25 protein-coding genes and 1 pseudogene are annotated in these 24,432 nt (G+C 62.5%); 6 read left to right on the top strand and 20 right to left on the bottom strand.

The window, feature by feature from the left end; translation table 11 throughout:
• Positions 1 to 3: 3 nt before the first annotated feature.
• From nrdR to AUC70_RS14495, 7 genes are all read right to left on the bottom strand, one after another.
• Entirely contained in the window at positions 4 to 507 is a 504-nt protein-coding gene (gene nrdR, locus AUC70_RS14525; protein WP_069445478.1) for a transcriptional regulator NrdR, read from the bottom strand.
• Between the two features lie 42 nt (positions 508 to 549).
• The gene (gene glyA, locus AUC70_RS14520) at positions 550 to 1,830 is read right to left on the bottom strand and encodes a serine hydroxymethyltransferase (protein ID WP_069445477.1); all 1,281 of its coding nucleotides are present in this window, start codon (positions 1,828 to 1,830) and stop codon (positions 550 to 552) included.
• Between the two features lie 363 nt (positions 1,831 to 2,193).
• Entirely contained in the window at positions 2,194 to 2,712 is a 519-nt protein-coding gene (locus tag AUC70_RS14515; protein ID WP_069445476.1) for a rhodanese family protein, read from the bottom strand.
• A gap of 27 nt (positions 2,713 to 2,739) precedes the next feature.
• Positions 2,740 to 3,057, bottom strand: coding sequence for an ArsR/SmtB family transcription factor (locus AUC70_RS14510; protein ID WP_069445475.1), 318 nt, complete (start codon positions 3,055 to 3,057; stop codon positions 2,740 to 2,742).
• A gap of 231 nt (positions 3,058 to 3,288) precedes the next feature.
• On the bottom strand, positions 3,289 to 4,695 hold the full coding sequence (locus AUC70_RS14505) for a L,D-transpeptidase family protein (RefSeq protein ID WP_083241614.1): 1,407 nt from the start codon (positions 4,693 to 4,695) through the stop codon (positions 3,289 to 3,291).
• 314 nt (positions 4,696 to 5,009) lie between these two features.
• Positions 5,010 to 5,519, bottom strand: coding sequence for a transcriptional regulator LdtR (gene ldtR / locus AUC70_RS14500; RefSeq protein WP_069445474.1), 510 nt, complete (start codon positions 5,517 to 5,519; stop codon positions 5,010 to 5,012).
• Positions 5,520 to 5,672: 153 nt separating this feature from the next.
• Positions 5,673 to 6,749, bottom strand: a complete 1,077-nt coding sequence (locus AUC70_RS14495) for an enoyl-CoA hydratase/isomerase family protein (RefSeq protein WP_069445473.1) — start codon at positions 6,747 to 6,749, stop codon at positions 5,673 to 5,675.
• A gap of 92 nt (positions 6,750 to 6,841) precedes the next feature.
• Between AUC70_RS14495 and AUC70_RS18210 the strand changes: the two are divergent.
• The 3 genes and pseudogenes from AUC70_RS18210 to hemB form a co-directional block, all read left to right on the top strand.
• Positions 6,842 to 7,816: pseudogene (locus tag AUC70_RS18210) on the top strand (extensin family protein); the annotation flags it as partial.
• A 218-nt stretch (positions 7,817 to 8,034) separates the two neighbouring features.
• Positions 8,035 to 8,241, top strand: a complete 207-nt coding sequence (locus AUC70_RS18665; protein WP_158007467.1) for an extensin family protein — start codon at positions 8,035 to 8,037, stop codon at positions 8,239 to 8,241.
• Between the two features lie 199 nt (positions 8,242 to 8,440).
• The gene (gene hemB, locus AUC70_RS14485) at positions 8,441 to 9,457 is read left to right on the top strand and encodes a porphobilinogen synthase (RefSeq protein ID WP_069445532.1); all 1,017 of its coding nucleotides are present in this window, start codon (positions 8,441 to 8,443) and stop codon (positions 9,455 to 9,457) included.
• 15 nt (positions 9,458 to 9,472) lie between these two features.
• Here the strand turns inward: hemB and AUC70_RS14480 are convergent, their stop codons facing one another.
• Positions 9,473 to 10,111: a 3-keto-alpha-glucoside-1,2-lyase-like domain-containing protein gene (locus tag AUC70_RS14480; RefSeq protein ID WP_069445471.1), complete on the bottom strand. Its 639-nt coding sequence runs from the start codon at positions 10,109 to 10,111 to the stop codon at positions 9,473 to 9,475.
• Between the two features lie 168 nt (positions 10,112 to 10,279).
• Between AUC70_RS14480 and AUC70_RS14475 the strand changes: the two genes are divergently transcribed.
• Positions 10,280 to 10,849 carry an RDD family protein gene (locus AUC70_RS14475; RefSeq protein WP_083241612.1) on the top strand — a complete coding sequence of 190 codons (570 nt, stop codon included), beginning with the start codon at positions 10,280 to 10,282 and terminating at the stop codon, positions 10,847 to 10,849.
• Positions 10,850 to 10,892: 43 nt separating this feature from the next.
• Positions 10,893 to 11,648 carry an arginyltransferase gene (locus AUC70_RS14470; RefSeq protein ID WP_069445470.1) on the top strand — a complete coding sequence of 252 codons (756 nt, stop codon included), beginning with the start codon at positions 10,893 to 10,895 and terminating at the stop codon, positions 11,646 to 11,648.
• Here AUC70_RS14470 and parC read toward each other — a convergent pair.
• From parC to folK, 12 genes are all read right to left on the bottom strand, one after another.
• Positions 11,645 to 13,897 carry a DNA topoisomerase IV subunit A gene (gene parC / locus AUC70_RS14465; RefSeq protein WP_069445469.1) on the bottom strand — a complete coding sequence of 751 codons (2,253 nt, stop codon included), beginning with the start codon at positions 13,895 to 13,897 and terminating at the stop codon, positions 11,645 to 11,647. The genes AUC70_RS14470 and parC overlap by 4 nt on opposite strands.
• A gap of 56 nt (positions 13,898 to 13,953) precedes the next feature.
• On the bottom strand, positions 13,954 to 15,105 hold the full coding sequence (locus AUC70_RS14460; RefSeq protein ID WP_141702150.1) for a hypothetical protein: 1,152 nt from the start codon (positions 15,103 to 15,105) through the stop codon (positions 13,954 to 13,956).
• Positions 15,106 to 15,133: 28 nt separating this feature from the next.
• Positions 15,134 to 15,865, bottom strand: coding sequence for a DNA repair protein RecO (recO, locus tag AUC70_RS14455; protein WP_069445467.1), 732 nt, complete (start codon positions 15,863 to 15,865; stop codon positions 15,134 to 15,136).
• 61 nt (positions 15,866 to 15,926) lie between these two features.
• The gene (gene era / locus AUC70_RS14450; RefSeq protein WP_069445466.1) at positions 15,927 to 16,841 is read right to left on the bottom strand and encodes a GTPase Era; all 915 of its coding nucleotides are present in this window, start codon (positions 16,839 to 16,841) and stop codon (positions 15,927 to 15,929) included.
• Positions 16,834 to 17,547 (bottom strand): ribonuclease III, encoded by a 714-nt coding sequence (rnc, locus tag AUC70_RS14445; RefSeq protein WP_069445465.1) that lies wholly within the window; start codon positions 17,545 to 17,547, stop codon positions 16,834 to 16,836. The genes era and rnc overlap by 8 nt, the downstream gene beginning before the upstream one ends.
• Positions 17,548 to 17,551: 4 nt before the next feature.
• Positions 17,552 to 18,307 carry a signal peptidase I gene (lepB, locus tag AUC70_RS14440; RefSeq protein WP_069445464.1) on the bottom strand — a complete coding sequence of 252 codons (756 nt, stop codon included), beginning with the start codon at positions 18,305 to 18,307 and terminating at the stop codon, positions 17,552 to 17,554.
• Between the two features lie 124 nt (positions 18,308 to 18,431).
• The gene (acpS, locus tag AUC70_RS14435) at positions 18,432 to 18,836 is read right to left on the bottom strand and encodes a holo-ACP synthase (RefSeq protein ID WP_069445463.1); all 405 of its coding nucleotides are present in this window, start codon (positions 18,834 to 18,836) and stop codon (positions 18,432 to 18,434) included.
• Entirely contained in the window at positions 18,833 to 19,627 is a 795-nt protein-coding gene (locus tag AUC70_RS14430) for a pyridoxine 5'-phosphate synthase (RefSeq protein ID WP_425283607.1), read from the bottom strand. Before AUC70_RS14430 ends, acpS begins: the two co-directional genes overlap by 4 nt.
• 22 nt (positions 19,628 to 19,649) lie before the next feature.
• Positions 19,650 to 20,186, bottom strand: a complete 537-nt coding sequence (locus AUC70_RS14425) for a DUF2062 domain-containing protein (protein WP_069445530.1) — start codon at positions 20,184 to 20,186, stop codon at positions 19,650 to 19,652.
• A gap of 101 nt (positions 20,187 to 20,287) precedes the next feature.
• The gene (locus AUC70_RS14420; protein ID WP_069445462.1) at positions 20,288 to 22,513 is read right to left on the bottom strand and encodes a RelA/SpoT family protein; all 2,226 of its coding nucleotides are present in this window, start codon (positions 22,511 to 22,513) and stop codon (positions 20,288 to 20,290) included.
• A gap of 45 nt (positions 22,514 to 22,558) precedes the next feature.
• On the bottom strand, positions 22,559 to 23,065 hold the full coding sequence (gene rpoZ / locus AUC70_RS14415) for a DNA-directed RNA polymerase subunit omega (protein WP_141702149.1): 507 nt from the start codon (positions 23,063 to 23,065) through the stop codon (positions 22,559 to 22,561).
• Between the two features lie 48 nt (positions 23,066 to 23,113).
• Positions 23,114 to 23,659 carry a 2-amino-4-hydroxy-6-hydroxymethyldihydropteridine diphosphokinase gene (gene folK / locus AUC70_RS14410; protein ID WP_069445461.1) on the bottom strand — a complete coding sequence of 182 codons (546 nt, stop codon included), beginning with the start codon at positions 23,657 to 23,659 and terminating at the stop codon, positions 23,114 to 23,116.
• A 119-nt stretch (positions 23,660 to 23,778) separates the two neighbouring features.
• On the opposite strand from folK, the gene AUC70_RS14405 reads away from it, so the two are divergent.
• Positions 23,779 to 24,390: a LabA-like NYN domain-containing protein gene (locus tag AUC70_RS14405; protein WP_069445460.1), complete on the top strand. Its 612-nt coding sequence runs from the start codon at positions 23,779 to 23,781 to the stop codon at positions 24,388 to 24,390.
• Positions 24,391 to 24,432 lie beyond the last annotated feature (42 nt).

Here is a 24,432-nt window from a genome sequence, read left to right as displayed (position 1 = left end):
TGGTCAGTCGTCGAGAGCGTTCGAGCTGCCTGCATCGTCCTCGCCGTCTTCCCCTTCGGTTCCGGCGAGTTCCCCGAGCAGCGCTTCGAAATCCTTGGCTTCGCGGAAGTTCTTATAGACCGAAGCGAAGCGGACATAGGCGACGTCGTCGAGCCCCTTCAGCGCCTCCATCACCAGATGACCGATGGTCTCCGAATGGATGTCGCTCTCGCCCATGTTCTCGAGCCTGCGGACGATGCCGCTGACCATCCGTTCCGTCCGTTCGGGGTCGACCGGCCGCTTGCGCAGCGCAATCTGGACGGAGCGCATCAGCTTGTCGCGATCAAAGGGGATACGGCGTCCGCTCCGTTTGATGACCGTCAGTTCACGGAGTTGCACGCGTTCGAAAGTGGTAAAGCGGCCGCCGCAGTCTGCACAGACGCGGCGGCGCCTTATTGTCGTGTGGTCCTCGCTTGGGCGCGAGTCCTTAACCTGGGTGTTGGGGCTGCCGCAATAAGGGCACCGCATGGGCGATCGCCCTCCTCTTCGTCAACACCAACCGAACCGAACCTAAACCTTGTAGATCGGGAAACGGCCGCAGAGCTCGATGGCCTGCTTCTTCACCTTCTCCTCGACGGCGCTGTTGCCTTCCTCGCCATTGGCGACGAGACCGTCGAGCACTTCGAGGATCATGCCACCGATCTGCTGGAACTCGGCAACACCGAAGCCGCGCGTGGTGCCCGCTGGCGAACCGAGGCGAATGCCCGACGTTACCATGGGCTTCTCAGGATCGAACGGCACGCCGTTCTTGTTGCAGGTGATAAAGGCCCGGCCGAGGGCTTCCTCGGCGGCCTTGCCCGTCAGTCCCTTGGGACGCATGTCCACGAGGATGAGGTGCGTGTCCGTACCGCCCGAAACCAGCGCCAGACCGCCGTCGACCAGGGTCTCGCCCAGGGCCCGGCAATTGTCCATGACCTGCTGGATGTAGCCCTTGAAGGACGGCTGCAGCGCCTCGCCGAAGGCGACGGCCTTGCCGGCGATCACGTGCATCAGCGGGCCGCCTTGCAGACCCGGGAACACGGCCGAATTGATCTTCTTGCCGATGTCGGGATTGTTCGAGACCACAAGACCGGACCGCGGACCGCGCAGGGTCTTATGCGTCGTGGTGGTGCAGATGTCCGCATAAGGCACCGGGCTCGGGTGCAGTCCCGCCGCGACGAGGCCGGCAAAGTGAGCCATATCGACATGCAGGTAGGCGCCGACCGCATCGGCGATCTCGCGGAAACGCTTGAAGTCGATCTGCCGCGGATAGGCGGACCCGCCGGCGATGATCAGCTTCGGCTGGTGTTCCTTGGCGAGGCTCTCGACCTCGTCATAGTCGATGAGGTTGGTGTCTTTGGTCACGCCGTATTGCACGGCGTTGAACCACTTGCCAGACTCGTTCGGCGGCGCGCCGTGGGTCAAGTGACCGCCGGCGGCCAGGCTCATACCCATGATCGTGTCGCCCGGCTTGATCAGGGCGAGCATGACGGACTGGTTCGCCTGGGAGCCCGAATGGGGCTGGACGTTGGCAAATTCGCAATCGAAGAGCTGCTTTGCGCGGTCGATGGCCAGCGTTTCGACCTCGTCCACGAATTGGCAGCCGCCGTAGTAACGGCGTCCCGGATAGCCTTCGGCGTATTTGTTGGTGAGGAGCGTTCCGACGGCGTCCAGCACGGCCTGCGAGACAATGTTCTCCGACGCGATCAGCTCAATCTCGTCTTGCTGGCGCTGCCCCTCGCGCTCGATCGCGCCCCAAACCGCCGGGTCGGAATCCTTTGCATGCTTGCTGAAAAAATCACTGGCCGTCATCTCAAACTGCTCCTCGAGCTCAAACTTGTTTTGGGCCTGCGCAATACCGCTGCTGAAACGAGCTCAGGTGGCGGGTTCAGGCTGATTTGGCTGGCTCTACCACATGTCGCACGGCGACGCTAGCAACACCCAATTCGTAGAACGGGGCTGCCCGGAATAATTTGTGAGCAAAGGAAAAAACGGCGTCCCCCACCGATTGGCAAGTGAAATTCGGGCCCTTGTTCAGCCCGTGCCTAGAAGCGCGAGCGCCGCGGCCACGATGATGCGGCCGCGGGATCAAAACGATGACGGCGATGAAGATGGCCGGCAGCGCTCCCGATCCTAACAAGAGGGATACGGGCGCCAAGCCAAGCGGCGTGAACGTCAGGCGCCGACCGCACTGCGGTTCCAAGGCATGAGCGCAAGCACTTTGGCCATGCCGCAGATCCCGGTGATTCCGGCAAAGACGAGGCCTGCCCCAACAAAGCCGGCGAAGGCGAAGAACACAGGCGAAACGAACAGTCCGAGAAGGACAAATGAGAGAACCAAGCTGCCCGCGCCAATCATCACTTGGCGCTGCATCGGAAGGGGCTGGCTCTTGTCGACTTGCACCGGCAGTCCGGCCTTGCGCCAGGCCTCCAGTCCTCCTTCGAGGATGTACGCCTCACACGGCGCCGCCGCCCGGAGGCGTGCCGCATTCTGCGCTGTGCGGGCGCCCGAGCGGCAATGATAGATGATGGGCGCCGACGTGTCCGAAAGTTGGTTGAGGTTCGAAAGAGCGTCGTGCTTCGAGCCTGGAATGAGTTCGCGGGCGCGCTCGTCGGCATTGCGGATGTCGACCAATGTGCCGCCTTGGTCGATCAAACGCTTGGCGTCCTGGGGGCTAATGGTGGGAAGGCTCATCGTACTGCTCCTGATCCAAAATTGGGGTTAGTCGTTGGGGCAATAGAGCTTCTGGAGATATCCGAGCAGAAGCTCGGTGCGCGGCTCGGCGATGCGGTACCAAACCGTTTGACCGTCCCGGCGAAAATCGACGAGCGCTTCATCCCGCATCTTGGCGAGATGCTGAGACGTTGCCGATTGGGACAGGCCCGCCGCCTCCGACAAAGTGCTGACGCTGGCCTCGCCCCATTCAGCCAGCTTGCACAGGATCATCAAGCGGCGCTCGTTTGCGAGTGCGCGCAAGATGCTCGCCACAAGGGCGGCATTGGCTTCGAATTTGGCGAAATCCTTCGGGGCGCCTGTCATGGTGCTCTATTGGCCTTTCATTAGGTCTTACTAATTTAGTAACTACTAATCTTTTCGTCAAGCAGGATTGTTCTCAACCTCATTGGAGTGCCCTTCCCGGGCACGGCCCACAGGGGCCGGGAGGCGCGCCAGATAGCGCAAAGCGGACACAAGAAAGGCCGCTCCGGCTTCCAACCGGAACGGCCCACATTGAGCGTTCTCGCAAGCGCTTCGAGCGCTGCCATGAGGCGCCTAGTAGTTCGAGGCGTAGGTTCCGCGCGTGTCGAGATTGTAGACGTCCGGGCGGAAATGCACCAAGCCGTCCGGTGTGCCCCACGCGCTGATATAGGTGAAGTAGACACCGATCGTTTGCGTGGCAGGAACGTTCTCCTGAACTGCCGTATGCCGCAGCGATTGGATGCGCGACAGGTTCCAGGACGGGTTGTTGTCGAGAACCCAAGCTGCCAGACGATCGACGTTGTGCGTCCGGACGCAGCCGTGACTCTCAAAGCGCACGGCCTTGCCGAACAGGCTCTTCAGCGGCGTGTCGTGAATGTAGACCGCGTCCTTGTTCGGGAAATCGATCTTGATGTAGCCCAGCGAGTTCTCTTCCCACGGCCTCTGGCGATAGCGGTAGGTGTAGACCTCGTTGCCGTACCAGTCGATCGTGCGGGAATCTACGATCTGGCCGTTCCGATCCAGGGCTTCCATGTGATAGGCGGCAAGCATGTCTTGTCCGCGGCTGGCGAACTGCCGTCCCTTCGGGATCAGGTCGGCTTTGACGATGCTCGTCGGCACGTTCCAGTAGGGATTGAACTTCACCTGCGAGACCTTGCTCGCCAGCGTAGGTGTCTGGTGCTCGACCTTGCCGACGACCGCCGTGTTCCGCAGTTCCACACGTCCGCCGCGCACCGCTTCCACCTGCGCCGCGGGAACGTTCACCTGAATATAGCGGTTCGTCGTCTTGCCGGCTCGGCGTTGGAGGCGCTTCAGGCTCGCCTCCAGCTGCGCCAGGCGCGTGCTCGCCGGAACGTTCAGCGCCGCAACTGTGGCCTTCGAGTCCACGACGCCCGTGGCCGGTAGACCGTGGCGGTATTGAAAGCGCTTCACGGCCGCGACGGTCGCGTTGTCATAGCGGCCCGGTTCGAACGTGGTCATCAGGTCGCCACCGATCTGAAGCCGGCGCTGCAGCGTCTGGATATTGGTGCCGCGCCGTCCGGGTTTCATCGCGACCGGTTGAACCATCGGCCACCCGCCCTGGGCAACAATCGCCTGGTACTGCTGTATGGCCGTCCTGGTCGCTGCGATGTTTCCTTTAGCGAGGGTCGGCGTGCCGAGGCCGGGATTGAGGATCATGGCGACTTCCGGATCGCCCGTCGGCAATTCGGAGCTCGTCACCTCCCCTTGCGGCTGCGTGTTGCGCGAGCCGCCATTGAACAGGCCGCCGAAGAGACCACCGCTTCCGCCAGCGCTCCCTTGCGTCGCCGCTTCGGTCTGGGTGTCCCGGGACTTGAACATGTTGAATGGACCGGCGCTCAGAGGCTGCGCGCTGACGCACAGCAGCGTCACCGCGAGTCCACCGATCGTCAGGCGTGACCCGTACTTAAAACCACATTCAATTTGGGCATGCGCCGCTCCCGTCAGCTGCGGCAACTCCATTCGCTTTAGTATAGCTGAATGCTGCCGTAGCTCTACCCGTTTCGGGCGCCATTGAATCCGGCTGAAACCTTACAAACCATTAACCAGCGCAAGGTGAGCCCTGCTCCGGTCCGCCGGATCTATCTGCAGCCCCTTGGACTCGATTGTCCCTCACTGCCGCGCCGAAGCACGGCCCACGTGTCATTTGGGTAAGATGACGGAAAAATCAGGCGAATTTGAGTGCTGCGCCGCGAAGGCATATGGCAAGGCCAAACAGGCCCGCCGGGAGCCGTCAGGCTCCCGGGCCAGCCACACTCTTTTCCAGGGCGAATTTTCTAGAGCTGATAGCGGATCTGGTCGGACCAAAAACGCTGCAGGCGGAACATCGACTTGTTCAGGCTCTCGAGATCGTCTTGTGCCACGCCGCCGACCTGCTCCAGCGAGCCGAGTTGACGCTCAAACAAGCGGTTGACCACGTCGGATACTTCACGGCCTTTTTCAGTCAGACTCACACGTACCGAACGTCGATCAGTGGTCGAACGCTGATGATTCACGAAGCCGGCCTGAACAAGCTTCTTGAGATTGTAGGATACATTCGAGCCGAGATAGTAGCCGCGGCCCGTCAATTCTCCGGCCGTGACTTCGTCATCGCCGATATTGTAAAGTAGCAGTGCCTGGATACTATTGACGTCCGTGCGGCCAAGACGCTCGAACTCATCCTTGATGACATCCAAAAGCAACCGGTGCAGTTGCTCGATCAATTTCAACGAGCCAATGTAAGAAGACTTGAGGTCATTTTCCTCAACAGCACTTTCATCGGCTCCAATTTTCAGAGCTACATTCATCGCCAACCCCATTTAGTTGTTGTTTATCCCCAACTTGGCGATGAGTATAAAAGCCTCCCGACTAAGATGCGCTTAATTGGAACGCTTAAGAGTCGATAAAATTCTAAGCTTAATTCTTGTTGATGTTTGCGCGACCTCGTTTGATTCCAACAATTATTGGAAAATCTGCTTTGGCTCGTTAAGTTCGAGTTCACCATCCACTGGTGTTTCGAACAGGCTTGCAATGCGGGAGTCGTCAACGTCGGCCACCGTCTCCGGCGTCCATTTGGGGGCTCGCCCTTTGCCGGCGATCTTAGCGTCGATGCCCTCCTTGAAGTCCGGCGTCGTGACAAGGTGGGATGCAAGACGGAACTCGAGCTGGAGGGCTTCCGCCAGGCTCAACGCCTTGCCGCGCAGCATCTGCTGAAGTGCGATCTTGAGCGAGGTGGGCGACTTCTGGCGCAGCGTGGCGGCCGTCTCCTTGGCCCAGGTCTCATAGGGCCCTTCCGGCTCCGCATCGAGCCGCTCCAGGATTTCTTCAACCGTGGAGGCCGAGAAGATGCGATTGAGGGCGGGGGTCAGCCGCACGAGCTCGCCTTCGCCGGGATCTTGGTGCAGCCCGTCGAGAAGGCGGTCGATGGGATGGTTGTCGGCCAGCGAGGTCTTGATCACATCGAAATAAGGCGATGGAATATAGTGAGTTACGAGGCGTAGACGATGTGCATCCGCAGGGCCGATCTCAGCTCCCGTAAGAGCCAGATACGTACCGACCCAGCCGTCGAGGCGTGGGAGGAAGTAGGTTCCTCCGATGTCGGGCAGAAATCCGATCCCGACTTGCGGCATCGCGAACCGGTAGCCCTCGCCGGCGATGCAATGTGTCCCCAACAGGGAAATTCCGATGCCGCCGCCAAAGGCGAGACCGTTGATCAGCGGGACGTTGGGCCGGATGAATTTCTCAAGGACCCAGACATGGGTATAAGCAGAACGGTAGAATTCGCGTATCTCGTCTACGGCACCGTCATGGTTGAGTTGGTTCAGGACTTTCAGATCGCCGCCGCTGCAGAAGACTTTGGGGTGGGTCGACTCCATCACCACGCCGTAAATCTGCGCAGCGGGCTCCCAGCGCCGGTAGTTGGCGCTCAAGGCCTCGAACATTTCGCGCGTCAGCGCGTTAAGCCTTGCGGGCCGGTCGAGCGTCACGACGCCGGCGCGGTCGTGTTCCTCGAAAGTGATCCCAAGCGGTTCGGACAAACGCGTAAGCCCTCAAGAATGACTGCAAAAGATGCGGGGTTGGCTCGTCCGGCGCAGCTAGCATTCCAAGACGCAAACCACAAGCCATCCGCATGCGGCAACTTCGGACGAGGACCGCTATGACGGGACGGAGGGACCGGGGGTGGCGGCGTGCGCGTCGCCGGGGAACGATCCTGTGGGCGCCGCTCCTGGCGGGCCTATACGTTGCCGTCGCGATCGCGGAGCCGGTCATCGCACGGCCCCTCAACCCCTTCCAGACCCTTGGCCTGTCGGTTCCGGACCTCCGCCCCAAACGCCGCGCCGCGCCACAGCGGTCCGCTCCGGTGCAACCGGGTCTGCCCTTACGGAAGCCGGCCCCCCCCGTCCCTTCGGCTGAAGCCGAGGCCGCGCCCGAAGAGACTCCGGTCGAGGCAGCAGACGTTCCCACCGCTCCAGCAGAGGTTCCCGCTGCTCCGGCGGAAACCGACACCGCGGCGACGCAAGCGCCCCCGACAGAAGATGCCGAGGAGGTCGAAAGCGCAGAAGAAACAGCTGAAGCCCCCGAGGAAACTGCCGAAGCACCCGAGGACTCCGCAGAGGCTTCAGCGTCGGAGACTGCAGGCGAACCGGCGCCGCAACCTCCTCGCAATCCGGTGCGCACCGGTGAGGATCCGGACGCCGCGGTGGATCCCAAGGTCGCAGCGGCGCTCGATCAATGCGTCAAGCTGCTGGACGGGCTCGACTTGGAGTATGAGCATCTGGATCCGATCCGCAGAGGCGCTTGCGGGTCGTTGGCGCCAATCAAACTGAAATCGATCGGCGACCATCCGAAGATCGCCGTGTCGCCCCCGGCGACCGTCAACTGCACCGTTGCCGCGACGCTCCACAATTGGTTCGCGACTTCCGTACAGCCGACCGCCGAAGCGCTGGGAAGCAGCGTCGTGAAGATCAAGAACGCGGCGTCGTACATGTGCCGGAACCAGTATGGGCGGCCCGACACCAAGCTCAGCGAACATGCGAAGGCGAACGCCCTGGACATCAAGGCGTTCGTGATGGCGTCGGGTCAGACGATCCCCGTGCTCGGGAATTGGCCCTACGGCTATCGGCCCACCCGCCCGCAGCTGGCGCAAGCCCCTTGGCCGAACCCGCTGCGCGATCACTCCACCTTGCCGCCGCGAAGCCGCACGCCTGGCATCAGCGTCCTGAACGAGGATATCGAGTACAAGGAGTTCACCAAGGAGGCGGACGAGTTCGGGGAAATGGCGACGCACCCGTTCTTCAAGCCGGTGTTCGCCGCGCCTGCTGAATTGCCCGATCTCGAAGACGAGGAGCCCGAGGGGCCAGTCCCGGAGGCAATCTCAGCCGCGATGAGGCGAAGAGCTTCTTACGGACGATCCATGGGGATGCGTGCAAGGTCTTCTGGACGGTTCTCGGTCCCGAAGCGAACGCCGCGCACCGCGATCACTTCCATCTCGATATGCGCAAGCGGCGCTATGTGAGAATTTGCCAGTAGGCGCTGGACTTAGACACGAAAGCGGAGAAAACCATGTTCGCTGCGGGCCCTGGCGGGACACCGCTATTGGGTGATAGTCTCGCGCCCCTTCAACGCCTCTTCGGGCCGAGCCCGTCAATCGAGGGATTTGTATCGCGTGGCACCACGACCTGACGACAAGACGGTTTCGCTCCGTACCGAACGCGCAAAGCGCGGCACGGTGGATGCGCCCAAGGAATTGGGTCCGGGCTATCCAGCGTCCCGCCTGCGGCGCAACCGGCGCGCGGACTGGTCCCGGCGTCTCGTCCGGGAAATGCAGCTGACCGCCGACGATCTGATCTGGCCGATCTTCGTGATCGACGGCGACAGGTCTCGGGAGGAAGTCGATGCGATGCCGGGCGTCGCCCGTCTGTCGATCGATCTGGCCGTCCGGGCGGCCGAGGATGCCGCCGAGATCGGACTGCCGGCGATCGCGCTGTTCCCCAATACGGACCCCTCCTTGCGGGACGAAGCGGGCAGCCAGGCTTTCAATCCGGGGAATCTGGTTTGCCGTGCGGTGCGCGCCATCAAGCAGGCCGTGCCGGAGATTGGCATCGTTTGCGACGTCGCGCTCGATCCCTATACGAGCCACGGCCATGACGGCCTTCTGGACGACGAAGGCCGGATCGACAACGACCGCTCCGTGGAGGCGCTCGTCACTCAAGCGCTGGTTCAAGCCGAAGCCGGCTGCGATGTGCTCGCACCGTCCGATATGATGGACGGTCGCGTCGGCGCCATCCGCGCCGCCCTCGAGGCCAACGGTTTCGCCGACACGCAAATCATGAGCTATGCGGCGAAATACGCCTCGGCGTTCTACGGTCCATTCCGGGATGCGGTCGGTTCCGGCGCACAACTGCGCGGGGACAAGAAGACCTATCAGATGGATCCCGCCAATGGCGCCGAGGCGCTGCGCGAGGTTGCGTTCGATGTGTCGGAAGGCGCGGACATGGTCATGGTCAAGCCCGGCCTGCCCTATCTCGATATCGTTTGGCGCGTGAAGGAAGCGTTCGGCCTGCCGACCTTCGCCTATCAGACCTCCGGAGAATATGCCGCTCTCGTCGCGGCGGCCGAGCGGGGCTGGCTGGACCGGGAGCGGGTTGTGCTGGAGACACTGCTCGCGTTCAAGCGGGCCGGTGCAGACGGCGTGTTCAGCTACTTCGCGCCCGAGGTCGCGCGGCTGCTGAAGAGCCAATACTGACGGCGGAACGAGTCCTTAGTCCGTGACCTTCATGTTCGTGAAGAGCACGGTCGCTTCGTTCGACTTGTCGAAATTGTCGCCTGATACGCCGAAGCGCCAACTCCCCTTGGGGGCCTGGCCCCTGAGCTCGCGCACCTTCGTGCCGTTGATGAAGAAGGCGAGCTGGCTGCCTTTGGCATCGACGCGCAAGGTGTTGGCCGCGCCGGGCGCCGTCTTGATAGCGGGACTGTCGATATTCGCCGCGATCGTGCCGACCCATGCGCCGTCTTGCTTGCGCGCGATCCAATAGCGGCCATTGCTGAGAATGCCGAACTGATAATAGGTCCGGTTGTTCTCGCCCCAGAACAACAGCCCTGCCCCGAGGATGCGGCCGTTGTTCTCGCCGTTTCCGACGCCGTGCGGCCAAACGGCTTCGACGCAGACATCGGCGTCCTCGACGGAAAACATGACGTTGAGATTGGACTGCATGTCGTCGGCCGGCAGCGTGAATGTCAGCGCGCCGTCACCGATCGCGACCGTCTTCTTCTGCGACCAGCCGCCTCCGTTATCCTGGAACGTGTCTTCGAAAATGACGTCGCCGCCTTCGCATGCCAGGCCTTGACCGGCGCTTGCGAGAAGACCCGCAACCGCGACTGCAAAAACCGTTCTCCGCATGCGTGCCTCCCTCCAATCTTCGGGCATCAGAGACGAATCTGTGTTGCGTGGAGCCTAGGACGTCACCTGACGGACGGCAACCGAGGCCCCCGCGGACAGGGGCTTACGTTGCGGAAATGGGGCGCAATTCCCATATGAGCACTAGCTATGCATCAATTTGGAGACCCAATGCCGGACCCTATGACACCCAGCACCGCGACCTTCCCCGCGCAAATGAATGTCTACAACCCGGTGACGGAACCGCAGCTCTTCAGCGCCGTCATCCGTAAGCGTTGTGTCGCGTTCCTCATCGACGCCGTCATGATCGCCATCCTCACGGTTATCGCATTCGTGGTCGTGGCCGTGCTCGGCGTTCTGACATTAGGGCTGGGCTGGCTCCTGTTCGGGCTCATCTTTCCGTTCGTGGGCCTTGCCTACAACGCCTTCACGATCGGCGGCCCGAAGTCGTCCACGCCGGGTCAGCGCATGATGGGGCTCGCGGTGCCCATGTGGTATGGCGGCAAGGTGACACCGCTGATCGCCGCGTTCCACGCGCTCCTGTTCTGGTTCTCGCTGACGCTGTTCTTCCCGATCCTGCTGTGGTGCTTCTTCGATTCCTGGAAGCGCTGCCTGCACGACATCCTGGCCGGGGTCGTGGTGATCAACCGGCCGGGGTCGTCTGAGACCCTCCGCGGGTTATCCAAACCCTGTGCGGAGCGGGCGCGGCGCCGATTGCGCCCGCCGCCGATCCTCGCATAAGCTGTCGGAGGATTGACGTGGATTCGCTTCCGGTCTGGTACCCGTGACAGAACACAAGAACAATTTTCCGGAGTTCTACATCACCGCCCCCCAGCCCTGCCCGTACCTGGCGGGCCGGATGGAGCGGAAACTCTTCACGCACCTGACGCGCGACAAGCCCGGCTTTCTCATCGACAATCTGCTCAAGGGCGGTTTCCGGCGCAGCCAGAACATCGCCTACATGCCCTATTGCGACTCCTGCTCGGCCTGCGTTCCCGTGCGCCTGCTGGTGAACGAATTCGAGCCGAAGCGGTCGCTCAAGCGGATCGCGCGCGCCAACGCCGATCTCGTTGTGACGCGCCAGGCTGCGACGCCCAGCTCAGAGCAATACGCCCTCTTCCGCGACTATATCGAGGCACGGCACGGGGACGGCGGCATGGCCGAAATGAGCGTCCTCGACTTCTCGCTCATGGTCGAGGACAGCGTGGTGGAGACCTTCATCACCGAGTACCGGCAGAAGCCGGACCCGATCACCGGCGAAGCCCCGCTGATCGCGGCCGCGCTCTGCGACCGGCTGAGCGACGGGATCTCGATGGTCTACAGCTTCTTCGATCCGGCTTTCGCCCAGCGCAGCCTCGGCACGTACATGATCCTCGAGCATGTGGAGTACGCCCGCACGGTCGGCTACCCGTATGTCTATCTCGGTTACTGGATCGAGGGATCCCGGAAGATGCGCTACAAGGAGCGCTTCCAGCCTCAGGAACGGCTGACGTCCAGGGGATGGGTGCGGGGCTCGGCCACGGACGCCCTAAAGCGCTAGAACTTTTCGCCGAACTTGCCCGACTTGGGGAAACCGCGCGGCGGCAGCCGGCCCGCTGCGGCGCGAGCACCCCACCAATCGCGCAAATCCGCCGACGACAGGGTGAAGCTCCGGCCCGCCGCGTCGATATAGACGAGCCCTTCCTTCTTCGAGAAGGTCTTGGCGTCCGCCAGCCCGCCGTCGCGATAGCGCTGCAATCGCACGCCCTTGCCCCGCGGCATCTCAGGCAGTTCCGAAAGGGGAAACAGCAGCAGCTTTCTGTTGTCACCGATGACGGCAACGCTGTCGCCCGAGACCGGCGCCAAGACGGCGGCCTCGTCGTCCCCCTTCACATTCAGCACCTGCTTGCCCTTGCGGGTCATGGCGATCACATCGTCCTCGGCAACCACGAAACCGTATCCGGCCGTGGAGGCGACCATCAGCTTCCGGCCCGCCTCGTGCACGATCAGCTCGACGCAGTCGCCTGCGTCCTCGATGTCGATCATCAGCCGGAAGGGCTCGCCGTGTCCGCGCCCGCCCGGCAGCTTGTCGGCGCTGAGCGAATAGAAGCGGCCGTTTGTGGCGAACAGCAACAGCGTGTCCGTCGTCTGGGCGTGCAGGAGCTGCCGCAACCTGTCGCCATCCTTGAACGACAGTTTCGAGGTGTCGGTATTGTGCCCCTTAATCGTCCGTATCCATCCTTTATCCGACAAGACGACGGTGACAGGCTCCTTCTCGATCATCGCTTCGGCAAGAACGTCGGCGACGTCTTCGGGCGCTTCGTCGAAGGTGGTGCGACGGCGTCCGAGCCCGGTCTTCGGCCCGAAGGCGTCTTTGATCTCCTTGATCTCGTCGCCGATCCGCTTCCACTGCTGGTCTTCGGATTTGAGGAGCGCCTTCAGCTCTTTCCGCTCCTTGGTGAGATCGTCGTGTTCGCGCCGGATCTCCATCTCCTCCAGTCTCCGCAAGGCGCGGAGCCGCATATTGAGGATGGCCTCGGCCTGAACGTCGGTGAGCTTGAACTCCTTCATCAGGACGGGTTTTGGCTCGTCCTCTTCGCGCACGATCTGGATGACCCGATCGAGGTTCAGATAGACGATCAGGTAGCCTTCAAGCACCTCCAGCCGGTGGTCGATCTTCGACAGCCGGAAGTTGGAGCGCCGGACCAATACTTCCTGCCGGTGATCGAGCCATTCCAGCAGAACCTGGCGCAGACCGAGCACGTTCGGGATCTTGCCCTCGCTCAGCACGTTCATGTTGAGCGAGACGCGGGTCTCGAGCTCGGTCAGCTTGAACAGCGACTCCATCAGAAGTGAGGGATCGACGCTGCGGCTCTTCGGCTCCAGCACCAGCCGCACGTCCTCGGCCGACTCGTCGCGTACATCGGCCAGAAGCGGCAACTTCTTGGCCTGAAGCAGTTCGGCAATGCGCGCCACGAGCCGGGCCTTCGGAACCTGGTAGGGAATCTCTGTGACGACGACCTGGTAGGTGCCGCGGCCCGCGTCTTCCTTCTCCCAGCGTGCGCGCAAGCGGAAAGATCCCCGCCCCGTCTTGTACGCTTCGAGGATCTGCTCGCGCGGCTCGACAATGATGCCGCCCGTGGGCAAATCCGGCCCCGGCACAAACGAGACAAGCTTGTCGGCCGTGGCATTCGGGAACTTGATGAGATGGAGCGCGGCGTCGCACAGCTCGCCCACATTGTGGGGCGGGATATTCGTCGCCATGCCGACGGCGATGCCGGACGCACCGTTGGCGAGCAGGTTCGGGAAGTTCGCCGGCAGCACGGATGGCTCCATTTCGCGCCCGTCGTAGTTCGGGCGGAAGTCGACCGTGTCCTCGTCGATGCCTTCCAGAAGCCGGGCGGCAATGTCCGTCAGCCGCGCTTCGGTGTAGCGGTCGGCGGCGGGGTTATCCCCGTCTATATTGCCGAAGTTCCCCTGCCCGTCGATCAGCGGATAACGCACGGCGAAATCCTGCGCCAGCCGCGCCAGCGCGTCGTAGATCGCCTGATTGCCGTGGGGATGGAAGTTGCCCATCGTGTCGCCGACGATCTTCGCGCATTTGCGGAACTCGCCCTGCGGCTGCAGGCGCAATTGCTGCATGGCGTAGAGCAGCCGCCGGTGGACCGGCTTCAGCCCGTCGCGCACGTCCGGGAGCGCCCGGTGGGTAATCGTGGACAGCGCGTAGGCGAGATAGCGCTCTTCCAGCGCCTCTTTCAGATTGATCGGCTCAATAGGCCCCTGCTCGGGGGGCGTCGCGCGTTTTCCCATATCGTTTGGCTAACCCATCGCGTGAGTCGCCTCAAGCGGCGTGAGGCTCCCGGCAATTATTGCTCTTCGGGAGGCCACGGCTCGGGCACGTCAAGCAGGTCGGCCAACAGATTGTTTTCCTGCACACTCCAGCCATCGTCGGTTCTTCCGATGTTGCGCAACCTGCGAAACTCATCTGGCAGTAGATGTTGTGCCCATGGGTTGATCGCCAAAAGCGCTTGATGATGAGTGCTGCGCAAAGCCCATAGTTGGCTCGTCGGAATTGTGAGCACCCCGCTGACGTTTTGATTGCATGGTGCACCCCGGGCGAACCAGAACCCATTCCTTGCACGTCCAGGCGTCGGTCTACGTCCCTTGACCACGCGAAAGACCCTATCTCCGAGCAACGCGTCAAGCATCGTCTCCGAGGAACTTCCTGTGTTCCACATGTCCTCCCTGGCTTCGGCTGCAACGATGAGATATGGCGCATTCAATTCACCGTACCGGCGCGCCTTACGTTCAAGAGCGGAGCGAAGGTCCAGGTGTGGAGCGATCCACCTGGCTTCAGTACCCATCAATCCGATCGCTCTAGAAGCCACCTTTTTGCTTTCTCCAGCAATCAACTGGAGTTCTACAGTCCAACCATCGAAGTCGAAGACTTCGGAGACGATGGCTTTTCTTGCAAGTTGGTTGTTCCTTTGTGCCCACTGCTCCACAGTGGAAGCGACTCTGCGCAATGCCGGACTTCGGGGAGATCCTTCGATGAGTTCGTATCCCAGGTAGCAGCCAGCAGGGAGTCTTGCCCGGTTTATTGTTTCGAACAGCATGTCCTCCCTGTTTCTTTCCGCAGTTGTCCTTTCGGGCGGGTTCATCGTTGTTACTTCAACGAAAATGTGCTGATCGGTGTCGGCTAGTTTTGCAAGGAAATCGGGTCGGCGGCTCGTATGGGAGAGTTGCGGATGGACCTCGACCTCAAATCCCAACCGCACGAGTAATGTGTGGACAACAAGCTCCACAATTCCACTGTCGAACTCTCGGTCGCTTCCACGCCGCATCCTCGCGATGAGTTCCTGCTGATCTGGCGCAGGCAACGCGGAGAGCCACGCGTTCACCAATGCCCGAAACTCGTCGTAACCTGCACGGCCGCACGAGTTGTAGAAGTCAAAGGGACGTTCACCACGCACCTTGTATTCTCTGCGTGCTCTTGGACCTTCAGGAAACAGCGTCATCTGTCCCTCAATAGCAGTGGGAGTCGCCTCAAGCGGCGTGAGGCTCCCGCCGTAGGAGATCGAGCAGGCGGTTGCGCGCATCGGGGAATTTGAGGCCGTGCGGCGCGAGCGCGTCCCTCTCCAGAAAGAAGCCGGTGAGCCCGAAGCCCGCGACGACGTCGGTGGGGGCGAGCGAGGCGGAACTGTCGATCAGAAATTGCGGCAGCGGCAGCATCTTGTCCGCGTAGGGAGTGCCGGCCTCGCGGCTGACCGCCCGCCCCGATTTCGGCGACACGTAGATAAGCTCCTCCGTGCTCCCCGTCGCGGCACAGGACGTGAGGTCGAGACCGAAACCGATCTCCTGGAGCAGCTGCATCTCCCAGTACACGAGCAGCGCCGGCCAGATATCGGGCTCGGCGAAGGACCGCAGCACATGCAGCGTCGTGGCGTAGAGCTCCGGGTGCGGGTCCCGTTCGGGCAGGAGCTTCACGAACTCACCGAGCATGCCGATCGCCGCAAGCGCGCGCGGGTCGTCGAGCGCGCGTGCCCCGTGGGCCTCCATCAGTTCGACATTATAACCGCCGAGATGCTCGGCAAGACGCGCGCGCCAAGTGACGCGGACGAGGTTGCCGGGTTGGAGCGTCGGGCGAATGCGGCGGGAGCGCCCTCCGCGCACCAGGCCGAGATGGCGGCCATGCTCGAGCGTCAACACCTCGGCGATGAGGTTGGCCTCGCCAAGTGGCTTGCCGCTCAGGAAGATGCCTTCGTCGCTCCAGTCCATAGCGGCAGCTTGGCCTAACTTTCGCGGCTTTGCCTAGTCCGGCGTGACGGCGCCAGGCGGACTATTTCTTGGGATAGTCGAGACCCATCTCGCGGAAGCGCTCGGGATCTTCGCCCCAGCGCTCGCGTACCTTCACGAACAGGAACAGATGCACGGGCACGCCGGCGATCTCGGCAATGTCCTCGCGCGAGGCCTGGCCGATTTCCTTGATCATCTGTCCCTTGGCGCCGAGTACGATGCGGCGCTGGCTTTCGCGCTCGACGAAGATGGTCTGCTCGATGCGCACGCTCTCATCCTTGAGCACCTTCCAGTCCGTCGTTTCGACCGTCAGCGCATAAGGCAGTTCTTCGTGGAGGCGCAGGAACAGCTTCTCGCGCGTAATCTCGGCGGCGGTCTGCCGGAGCGAGGCATCGGAAAGCTGGTCTTCCGGGAACAGCCACGGTCCTTCGGGAACGGCGCCCGCCAGGTAGGCCCGAAGGTCGTCGACGCCATCGCCCGTCAGCGCCGACACCATGAAGATCTCCGCAAACGCCTTGAGACCCAGAAGCTCGGATGTCAGCTTCAAGAGGTCCGGCTTCTTCACGAGATCGATCTTGTTGAGCACCGCGATCACGGGACGGTTCAGCTCAGGGAGCTGCTCGACAATGGGTTCCAGCTTCTCGTCCAGTCCGCGCGCCGCATCCACCACGAGGGCAACGATGTCCGCATCCCCTGCCCGTTCCCAGGCCGCTTGCGCCATAGCGCGATCGAGCCGGCGCTTGGGCTGAAAGATACCGGGCGTATCCACCAGAATGACTTGCGCATCGCCTGCGAGCACGATGCCGCGTACGGGGCCGCGCGTCGTCTGCGCCTTGTGGGTGACGATCGACACCTTCGCGCCGACAAGCGCGTTGGTCAGTGTGGACTTGCCGCTATTGGGCGCGCCGATCAGGGCGACGAAGCCGCAGCGCGTTGGGGTGTCTGTGGTGTCAGTCATTGGCGGAAGCCTGCCAGACACCTTCCCGCAGGAGCATCGCCAGCGCCGCGGCTTGCTCCGCCGCGCGCTTGTTCAAGCCTTCGCCGCGTTCGGGCGCCACCCCCTCCACGTGGACCTCCGCCGTGAAGAGCGGCGCATGGTCGGGGCCTTCGCGCGAGACCTCGATATAGTTCGGAAGCGGCAGCTGACGCCCTTGCGCCCATTCCTGCAGGACCGACTTTGCGTCCGGCGCGGCCTCCTTCAGTTCGGCGAGATACGGCGCCCAGGTGCGCCAGACAAGCTCGCGCGCCGCGTCATAGCCCGCGTCGGAGAACACCGCACCCAGAACCGCCTCGCACGCATTGGCGAGGATCGTCTTCTTGCGCCGTCCGCCGGAACCCGCTTCGCCGCCGCTCATCAAGATGAAATCGCCCAACTGCCAGCTTTGGCCTGCTTCGGCGCAGGTCTCCGTCCGGACGAGATGGTTGAACCATCGCGCCAATTCGCCTTCGCTGGCTTCCGGATAGCGTTCCGACAGCAACTGCGCGATCGACAGGCCCAGCACGCGGTCGCCGAGAAACTCGAGACGCTCGTTGTCTTCGTTGGGCTTGGAGCCGGGGCGCGCACTTGCATGAGTCAGCGCCAAGGTCAGCAGCGCGGGCTTGTTGAAACTGTGTCCGATGCGCTCGGCTAGGACACCGACATCCGAGATGCGCCGCTTGGCCACGAGCCTAGTTCACCGTCTTGAAGATGCGGTCCCACCGGACATCTGTCGGCCACCGCCAGACCTGCCAGAAGCTGGAGTCCTCATCGATGGAGAAGAAGATGACCTGCGCTTTGCCGACGAGGTTCTCGAAGGGCACGAAACCGACCTCGGACAAGAAGCGGCTGTCCGTGGAGTTGTCGCGATTGTCGCCCATCATGAAGAAATGCCCTTCGGGCACCTTGTAGACGTCGGTGTTGTCGCCGGCGCCCTCATTGACGAGGTCCAGCACCGGATAGGTGACCCCATTGGGGAGGGTTTCCATGTAGCGGGTGAAATGACGGTCGCGCCCGCCCACGGCTTCCGTGACGAAATCGTCGACCTTCACCTTGTCCACGGCCTTGCCGTTGATGTTGAGCACGCCGTGGATCATCTGGATCTCGTCGCCGGGCAAGCCGATGACACGCTTGATGTAGTCGGTCTCGTTGTCGCGGGGCAGCTTGAATACCACCACATCGCCGCGCTTGGGCTCCGCCGCCCAGACGCGTCCCGAGAACAGGTTCAGACCGAACGGAAAGGAATAGCGGCTGTAGCCGTAGCTGTATTTCGAGACGAACAGGTAATCGCCGATGAGCAGGGTCGGAATCATCGAACCCGACGGGATATTGAACGGCTGAAACAGGAACACGCGCACGATCAGCGCCAGGATCAGTGCGTGAATGACGACGCGAACCGTCTCCCAGTTACCGCCCTTCGATGCCGTCTTTTCCGCGTCCACGCTCATACGGCGCTCTCCTCAGGGTACAAGGCCCGCGCAGCAGGCCGACCCTCTCAGCAAGTGTTGTTGGAGCCCCTATAGCCCCTCCCCAGGTCCTGAGCAAACCAAGGACGCGGATACTGGCGCAATTTTATGGCGACCGGCGGATTGCGGAGATGATCACAATCGCCTGGGCCGTGGGGAAGTCGTCGGTGATGGTCAGATCGATCTGGGCTTCGTGGCCGTCCGGGAGCAGTTCGTCCAGGATGCGCGCGGCACCGCCCGTGAGCGCCATGGTGGGACGCCCCGACGGCAAATTGACCACGCCAAGGTCATGCCAGAAGACGCCGCGGCTGAAGCCGGTCCCGAGCGCCTTGGCGCAGGCCTCCTTGGCCGCGAAGCGCTTGGCATAGGAGGCGGCTCTAAGCTTGCGCCGGTCGGATTTCACCCGTTCGGTCTCGGTGAAGACGCGCGTGAGAAAACGTTCGCCGTAGCGCTCGATGGTCTTCTCGATGCGCCTGATATCGATGATGTCGTTGCCCAGGCCGATGATCATGATGCAATGCGGCCCCCCTCACCGAGACGCAGCGCTTCCCGTCCCCGGTCCATCGCCGCGCGTATCCGCCGGACGGATTCGCCGAGGCCGACAAAGACCGATTCGCCGACCAGGAAGTGGCCGATATTGAGCTCGACGATTTCGGGAATCGTCGAGATCTTCTCGGCGGTCGCATAGTTGAGCCCGTGGCCGGCATGAACTTCGAGGCCCAGGCCATGTGCGTATGCGGCCCCGTCGACAATGGCCTGCCATTCCTTCTCGGCATCGTCCTCGCGGCCGTCGGCAATCGCGTCACACCAGCCTCCGGTGTGGATCTCGATCGCGGGCACGGCCAGCCGCGCGGCCGCCTCGATCTGGGGGCGCTCCGCCCCGATGAAGAGCGATACCTCGATGCCCGCCTCTGCCAACGCCGCAACAACGGGCGCCAGCGCATTGTGCTGCGCGACCACGTCGAGACCGCCTTCGGTCGTCCGCTCCTCGCGCCGCTCGGGCACCAGACAGGTCCAGGGCGGTTTCGCCTCGAGCGCGATGCCGGTCATCTCGTCGGTCGCGGCCATCTCCATGTTGAGCGGGCAGTCGACCTCGGCGAGCAACCGGGCAATATCGTCGTCGCGGATGTGCCGGCGGTCTTCACGCAGATGAGCGGTGATGTTGTCGGCACCCGCATCCGCGGCAAGTTGCGCCGCCCGAATTGGGTCCGGCAGCGTGCCGCCGCGCGCGTTTCGCAACGTCGCCACATGGTCGATATTGATCCCCAGCCGGATCTTCGGGACGCGTGTCACCTTCTGCACCTCACCTCTCCTTCCGGCGCGTTCACACGACTTCGTTTGCGGAGCGAAGATCGCGGCGCCGATGCTGGTAGGCGTTCACGGCCGGCCTCACCAAGGCATAGCTTAGGAGGCCAAGCACAATGCCGATGGGAATCGAGCCGAGGGTCATCGGTTTCAGAAGCGTCCAGATCTGCTCGGTCTGAAAGATGCCGGCGGAAAGATCGAGTTCGACCTTGTTCTCGCCCCGACCCAACATGAGCGAGCCCACTTCGTAGCTGCTGACCCAGAACAGCGGATAGGTCAGCGGATTGCCGATGAAGGTGCCGAGAAGCGCGGCGACGATACTGCCGCCGACGATCCACGCGAGCGTGGCCGACAGGATCATGTGAAAACCGATAAACGGCGTGGCCGAGATAAAGACGCCCGCGGCGAAGCCCAAGGCGACGGCCGTGCGCGTCGCGCTCAAGCGGCGCACCCGGTGCACCACGTAGCGCGTTGAGCGGCCCCAACTGCGGCGCGGCCACAGCGACACCCGTACCCGGTTCAGCCAACTTTCCGCCTCGCGGCGCTTGAACAGCATCTCTACCTCGTTGCAGGCGAATTCCCGCATTCGCGCTTACGGGCGCGTGCCCTAACATATTTGGGGTTATTTTTCGCTTTGTGCCAGTATCTTGCAGGCCGTTAGTCTTCGGACCGGGTGGCGCTGCTGACAACGTCGCGCGCGCGCAAACCGGTCAAAATCTCGTTGAGATGCTGCAGGTCCCACACGTCCAGGTCGATCAGCATCTCCGTGTAGTCGGCAACCTGGTTGGTCATCTTGATATTCTGGATGTTGCCGTCGACCTCGCCGATCACCGTCGCAATCTGGGCGAGACTGCCTGGCTCGTTCATGGCCGTCACCGCAATCTTCGCCGGAAAACGCTGCGGATTGTCCTCGTCGATGTCCCAGGTGACGTCGATCCACCGTTCCGGCTCGTCGTCGAACGCCTTCAGCGCGGCCGCGTGGATCGGATAAATCGTGATCCCGTGTCCCGGCGAGAGAATCCCGACGATCCGGTCGCCCGGTATGGCGCCGCCTTCGGCGAAATGCACCGGAAGTCCGCTCTTCAGACCGCGAATGGGGATGCCTTCCGGGCCCGCAGGACCTTCGACGCGGCCCTTGCTCCCCGAGCCAGGCCAGCGGAATTTCAGTCCCATGACCTTGCCGAGGCCGAACCAGCCTTCGTCGCTGCGTTTCACCTGCCGGCGGCGCTTGGGCATGGGGCCGGCGATTTCCTCCGGAAAAGCCGCGCGAAACACATCGGTCGACGTCAGCTCGCCACGGCCCACGGCGGTCACGACATCTTCGGCCGTCTTTTGTGACAAGCGCGGCAGCGCCTTGGCGATGGCATCCTCGCTGAATGACTGACCGTGGCGGCGGAAGGCGCGATCGAGGATCTCCCGGCCGAGCTTGTCGTATTGGAGCCGCACGGCATCGCGCGACGCCCGCCGGATGGCCGAGCGCGCCTTGCCGGTGACCGCCAAGCGCTCCCAGGCCACGGGCGGCGACTGGGCGTCCGAGCAGACGATTTCGACCTCGTCGCCATTCCGCAGCGTCGTGGCGAGGGGCATGGGACGTCCGTTGATCTTTGCGCCCACGGCGGTGTTACCCACCTGCGTGTGGACCGCGTAGGCGAAATCGATGCAATTGGCGCCGCGCGGCAGTGCGATCAGCCGCCCCTTGGGCGTGAAGCAGAAGACCTGGTCGTGGAAGAGCTCGAGTTTCGTGTGCTCCAGGAACTCTTCCGGATTGTCGCCTTCGAGCAAAATCCCAACCAGATGGGTCAACCATCTGTATGCGCTTGAGTCTTGTGCCGGAACCCGCTTGCCGCTGCCCCCCTCTTTGTAGAGCGCGTGGGCGGCGACGCCATACTCGGCGATCGAGTGCATCTCCTCGGTGCGGATCTGCAACTCCACACGCTGATGCTTGGGGCCGACGATCGTCGTGTGGATGGACTGATAGTCGTTCTGCTTGGGATTGGAGATGTAATCCTTGAAGCGTCCCGGCACGGTATGCCAGCTCGTATGAACCACGGCGAGCGCCCGGTAGCAGTCCGGCATCTTCGGAACGACGATGCGAAACGCATAGATATCCGACAGTTGTTCAAGGGAGATCTGCTTCCGCTCCATCTTGCTCCAGATGGCGTAGGGCTTCTTCTCCCGCCCGGCGACGATGGCCTTCACCCGCGCGGCCTTGAGCTTCGACGTCAACGCGCCGTGAATTTCGTCGATGAGCCCCTGATTGTCCTGGCGCAAGACCCGCAGCCGCTCCGACACGGTGGCGTAGGCCTCGGGGTTGAGCCAACGGAACGACAGATCCTCGAGCTCTTCGCGCAGCCATTGCATGCCCATGCGGCCCGCAAGCGGCGCGTAAATATCCATCGTCTCTTCGGCGATGGTCCGGCGCTTGGCCGGCTTCATGTGCTCAAGCGTCCGCATGTTGTGCAGACGGTCGGCGAGCTTAACGAGGAGGACCCGGATGTCGCTGGAGATGGCGAGGAGAAGTTTGCGGAAGTTCTCCGCCTGCTCGGCCTTTTTGGTGACGAGGTCGAGCTTCTTGATCTTGGTTAGCCCGTCGACGAGCGTGCCGATTTCCGCACCGAACAGCGCATCGATCTCGCTGCGCGTCGCCTCGGTATCCTCGATCGTGTCATGGAGCAGCGCCGTGGCGATGGTCGCATCGTCCAGGCGCATGTCGGCCAAAATCGCCGCCACTTCGAGCGGGTGCGAGAAATACGGGGCTCCCGACGCGCGCTTCTGATTGCCATGCGCCTTCATCGCATAGACATAGGCGCGATTCAGCAAGGCCTCGTTGGCCGAGGGCTGATAGCTCAGGATGCGTTCGACGAGTTCGTATTGGCGGGTCATCTCAGCCCGCCAGAATGGCGCGCCAGACCATGGCAGCACAAGGCCCTAGGAGAACCAGGGTTGCCGTAAATCTAATGTCGCGTGTGAAGTGAAAGGCCGGCGAGGGTTGCGGTTCGCGTTCTCGCCGGTCTCTTGTCCGTCCGTTAGCGCGCGCGCGGGCCCGCATTGGAACCATCCGAGCGCCTGGGTCGCCATGCGGCGCAGAAGCTCCTCTTCGGTCATCCGGTCGATCTGCGTGTCGGTGGACTGATCGTCCTGACCGAGAACCGGCATCCGCGCGTCCTGCGTGAGAGCGGGAACGGCTTCGGCCTCGGGCTCGTCCACTTCCACGTATTTCTGCATGGAGTGGATAAAATCTTCCTTGAGGTCGTCCGGGGTGAACTTCTTCTCGGCGATCTCACGCAGGGCAACGACAGGGTTCTTGTCGTTGTCGCGCGGCACGGTCAGCTGAGCACCGGCCGAGATCGTCCGGGCGCGGTGGCTGGCCAGAAGTACGAGCTCGAAACGGTTTTCAATCTTGTCGACGCAGTCCTCGACGGTGACGCGAGCCATCTGAAAGTCCTTTTAGAATGGGCGGAATTTAGACCTTATGTATGCAAATCAGGCGCCCGTGGCAAGTCGTGTCTCGGGAGCCAAGGTCCTCAGAACCTGCCCTTCCCAGCCTTGCGCGACACGGCGCCACAGTTCCTGAGCCGACTTCTTAGTCACCGGATGGCGCCAATTCGGCGCCACATCCAGGAGCGGCCGCAGGACGAACGGCCTCTTTTCAATCCAAGGATGGGGCAAAACCAAGGGGCGCGGCCCCGCCCGGGCGAATCGCGGCGCGGCCCCCTGCCAGTTCCGGACGCGACCCTTGAAGTCCAGAATATCCAGATCGAGGCTCCGAGGACCCCAAGGGCTTCCGCCTCTGCGGCCGGCGGCGCGCTCGATCTGCTTCAGGCGGCGGAGCAAGGCCTCCGGGGGCATCGCCGTCTCGATCAGCGCGACCGCGTTCACATAGGGCGGCTGGCCCGCGCGGCCCACGGCCGCCGTCTCGTAGAAGTTCGAGACCTTCAGGAGCGAAACCCCCTTCTCGTCGAGTGCGCGCAGCGCCCGATTGATCGTCTCGGACGGCGGACCCCACGGGCCGGGATAGTTTGCCCCCATTCCTACCAGTATCTGAGACATTGCGACCAATTGCGGAGCCCCTGCGCCTAACCGAAAGTAACTCGTTGTACGCGTTTGTTTTCCCGCACCAACACGAAATTTGATCGTTAGGACCGGTGATGCACTTCTATCCAACGGAACGGATTGCTTTGTTTATCGACGGCGCGAATCTGTACGCCGCTTCAAAGACCCTTTCGTTCGATATCGATTACAAGCGGCTGCTGGCGCTGTTCCGCTCCAAAGGACAGCTTGTGCGCGCGCTGTACTACACGGCCCTGGCCGAAGATCAGGAGTATTCCTCGATACGTCCGCTGATCGATTGGCTCGACTACAACGGCTACACCATGGTCACGAAACCGACCAAGGAGTTCGTCGACGCCACGGGGCGGCGCAAGGTCAAAGGCAATATGGACATCGAGCTTGCCGTCGATGCCATGGAGCTCGCCGAGCATCTGGACCACCTGGTGATCTTCTCGGGCGACGGCGACTTTCGCTCGCTCGTCGAATCGCTTCAGCACAAGGGCAAGCGCGTCAGTGTGATCTCGTCGCTCTCGACCAATCCACCCATGGTCGCGGATGAGTTGCGCCGTCAGGCGGATCAATTCATCGACCTTGTCGACCTGCAGCACGACATTGGCCGCACATCAAACGATCGCTCGCAGCGGCGCCGGCCGGACAACGAGTCGGAATCCACGGAAGCCTACGACCCGTCCGATCTCGTCGAGACCTGAGCCGGGTGCACGCACCTTGCCCTGACTTCTACTGCCGGGCTT

This window comes from Methyloceanibacter stevinii (assembly GCF_001723355.1).
Taxonomy (GTDB): Bacteria; Pseudomonadota; Alphaproteobacteria; order Rhizobiales; family Methyloligellaceae; genus Methyloceanibacter; species Methyloceanibacter stevinii.
Note: the sequence above shows the minus strand (reverse complement) of the source record. Positions and strands in the feature narration are given on the sequence as shown.

What these genes read in the sequence shown, in the direction of transcription:
- recO (WP_069445467.1), bottom strand. Translation starts at nt 15,865, where the DNA reads ATGGACTGGAGCGACGAAGGCATCTTCCTGAGCGGCAAGCCACTTGGC.
- AUC70_RS14460 (WP_141702150.1), bottom strand. Translation starts at nt 15,105, where the DNA reads ATGACGCTGTTTCCTGAAGGTCCAAGAGCACGCAGAGAATACAAGGTG.
- AUC70_RS14480 (WP_069445471.1), bottom strand. Translation starts at nt 10,111, where the DNA reads ATGCGGAGAACGGTTTTTGCAGTCGCGGTTGCGGGTCTTCTCGCAAGC.
- folK (WP_069445461.1), bottom strand. Translation starts at nt 23,659, where the DNA reads ATGGGGGCAAACTATCCCGGCCCGTGGGGTCCGCCGTCCGAGACGATC.
- AUC70_RS14420 (WP_069445462.1), bottom strand. Translation starts at nt 22,513, where the DNA reads ATGACCCGCCAATACGAACTCGTCGAACGCATCCTGAGCTATCAGCCC.
- era (WP_069445466.1), bottom strand. Translation starts at nt 16,841, where the DNA reads ATGACTGACACCACAGACACCCCAACGCGCTGCGGCTTCGTCGCCCTG.
- AUC70_RS14505 (WP_083241614.1), bottom strand. Translation starts at nt 4,695, where the DNA reads ATGGAGTTGCCGCAGCTGACGGGAGCGGCGCATGCCCAAATTGAATGT.
- rpoZ (WP_141702149.1), bottom strand. Translation starts at nt 23,065, where the DNA reads ATGGCTCGCGTCACCGTCGAGGACTGCGTCGACAAGATTGAAAACCGT.
- AUC70_RS14515 (WP_069445476.1), bottom strand. Translation starts at nt 2,712, where the DNA reads ATGAGCCTTCCCACCATTAGCCCCCAGGACGCCAAGCGTTTGATCGAC.
- acpS (WP_069445463.1), bottom strand. Translation starts at nt 18,836, where the DNA reads ATGATCATCGGCCTGGGCAACGACATCATCGATATCAGGCGCATCGAG.
- glyA (WP_069445477.1), bottom strand. Translation starts at nt 1,830, where the DNA reads ATGACGGCCAGTGATTTTTTCAGCAAGCATGCAAAGGATTCCGACCCG.
- AUC70_RS14475 (WP_083241612.1), top strand. Translation starts at nt 10,280, where the DNA reads ATGCCGGACCCTATGACACCCAGCACCGCGACCTTCCCCGCGCAAATG.
- ldtR (WP_069445474.1), bottom strand. Translation starts at nt 5,519, where the DNA reads ATGAATGTAGCTCTGAAAATTGGAGCCGATGAAAGTGCTGTTGAGGAA.
- AUC70_RS14425 (WP_069445530.1), bottom strand. Translation starts at nt 20,186, where the DNA reads ATGCTGTTCAAGCGCCGCGAGGCGGAAAGTTGGCTGAACCGGGTACGG.
- parC (WP_069445469.1), bottom strand. Translation starts at nt 13,897, where the DNA reads ATGGGAAAACGCGCGACGCCCCCCGAGCAGGGGCCTATTGAGCCGATC.
- AUC70_RS14510 (WP_069445475.1), bottom strand. Translation starts at nt 3,057, where the DNA reads ATGACAGGCGCCCCGAAGGATTTCGCCAAATTCGAAGCCAATGCCGCC.
- AUC70_RS14405 (WP_069445460.1), top strand. Translation starts at nt 23,779, where the DNA reads ATGCACTTCTATCCAACGGAACGGATTGCTTTGTTTATCGACGGCGCG.
- nrdR (WP_069445478.1), bottom strand. Translation starts at nt 507, where the DNA reads ATGCGGTGCCCTTATTGCGGCAGCCCCAACACCCAGGTTAAGGACTCG.
- lepB (WP_069445464.1), bottom strand. Translation starts at nt 18,307, where the DNA reads ATGAGCGTGGACGCGGAAAAGACGGCATCGAAGGGCGGTAACTGGGAG.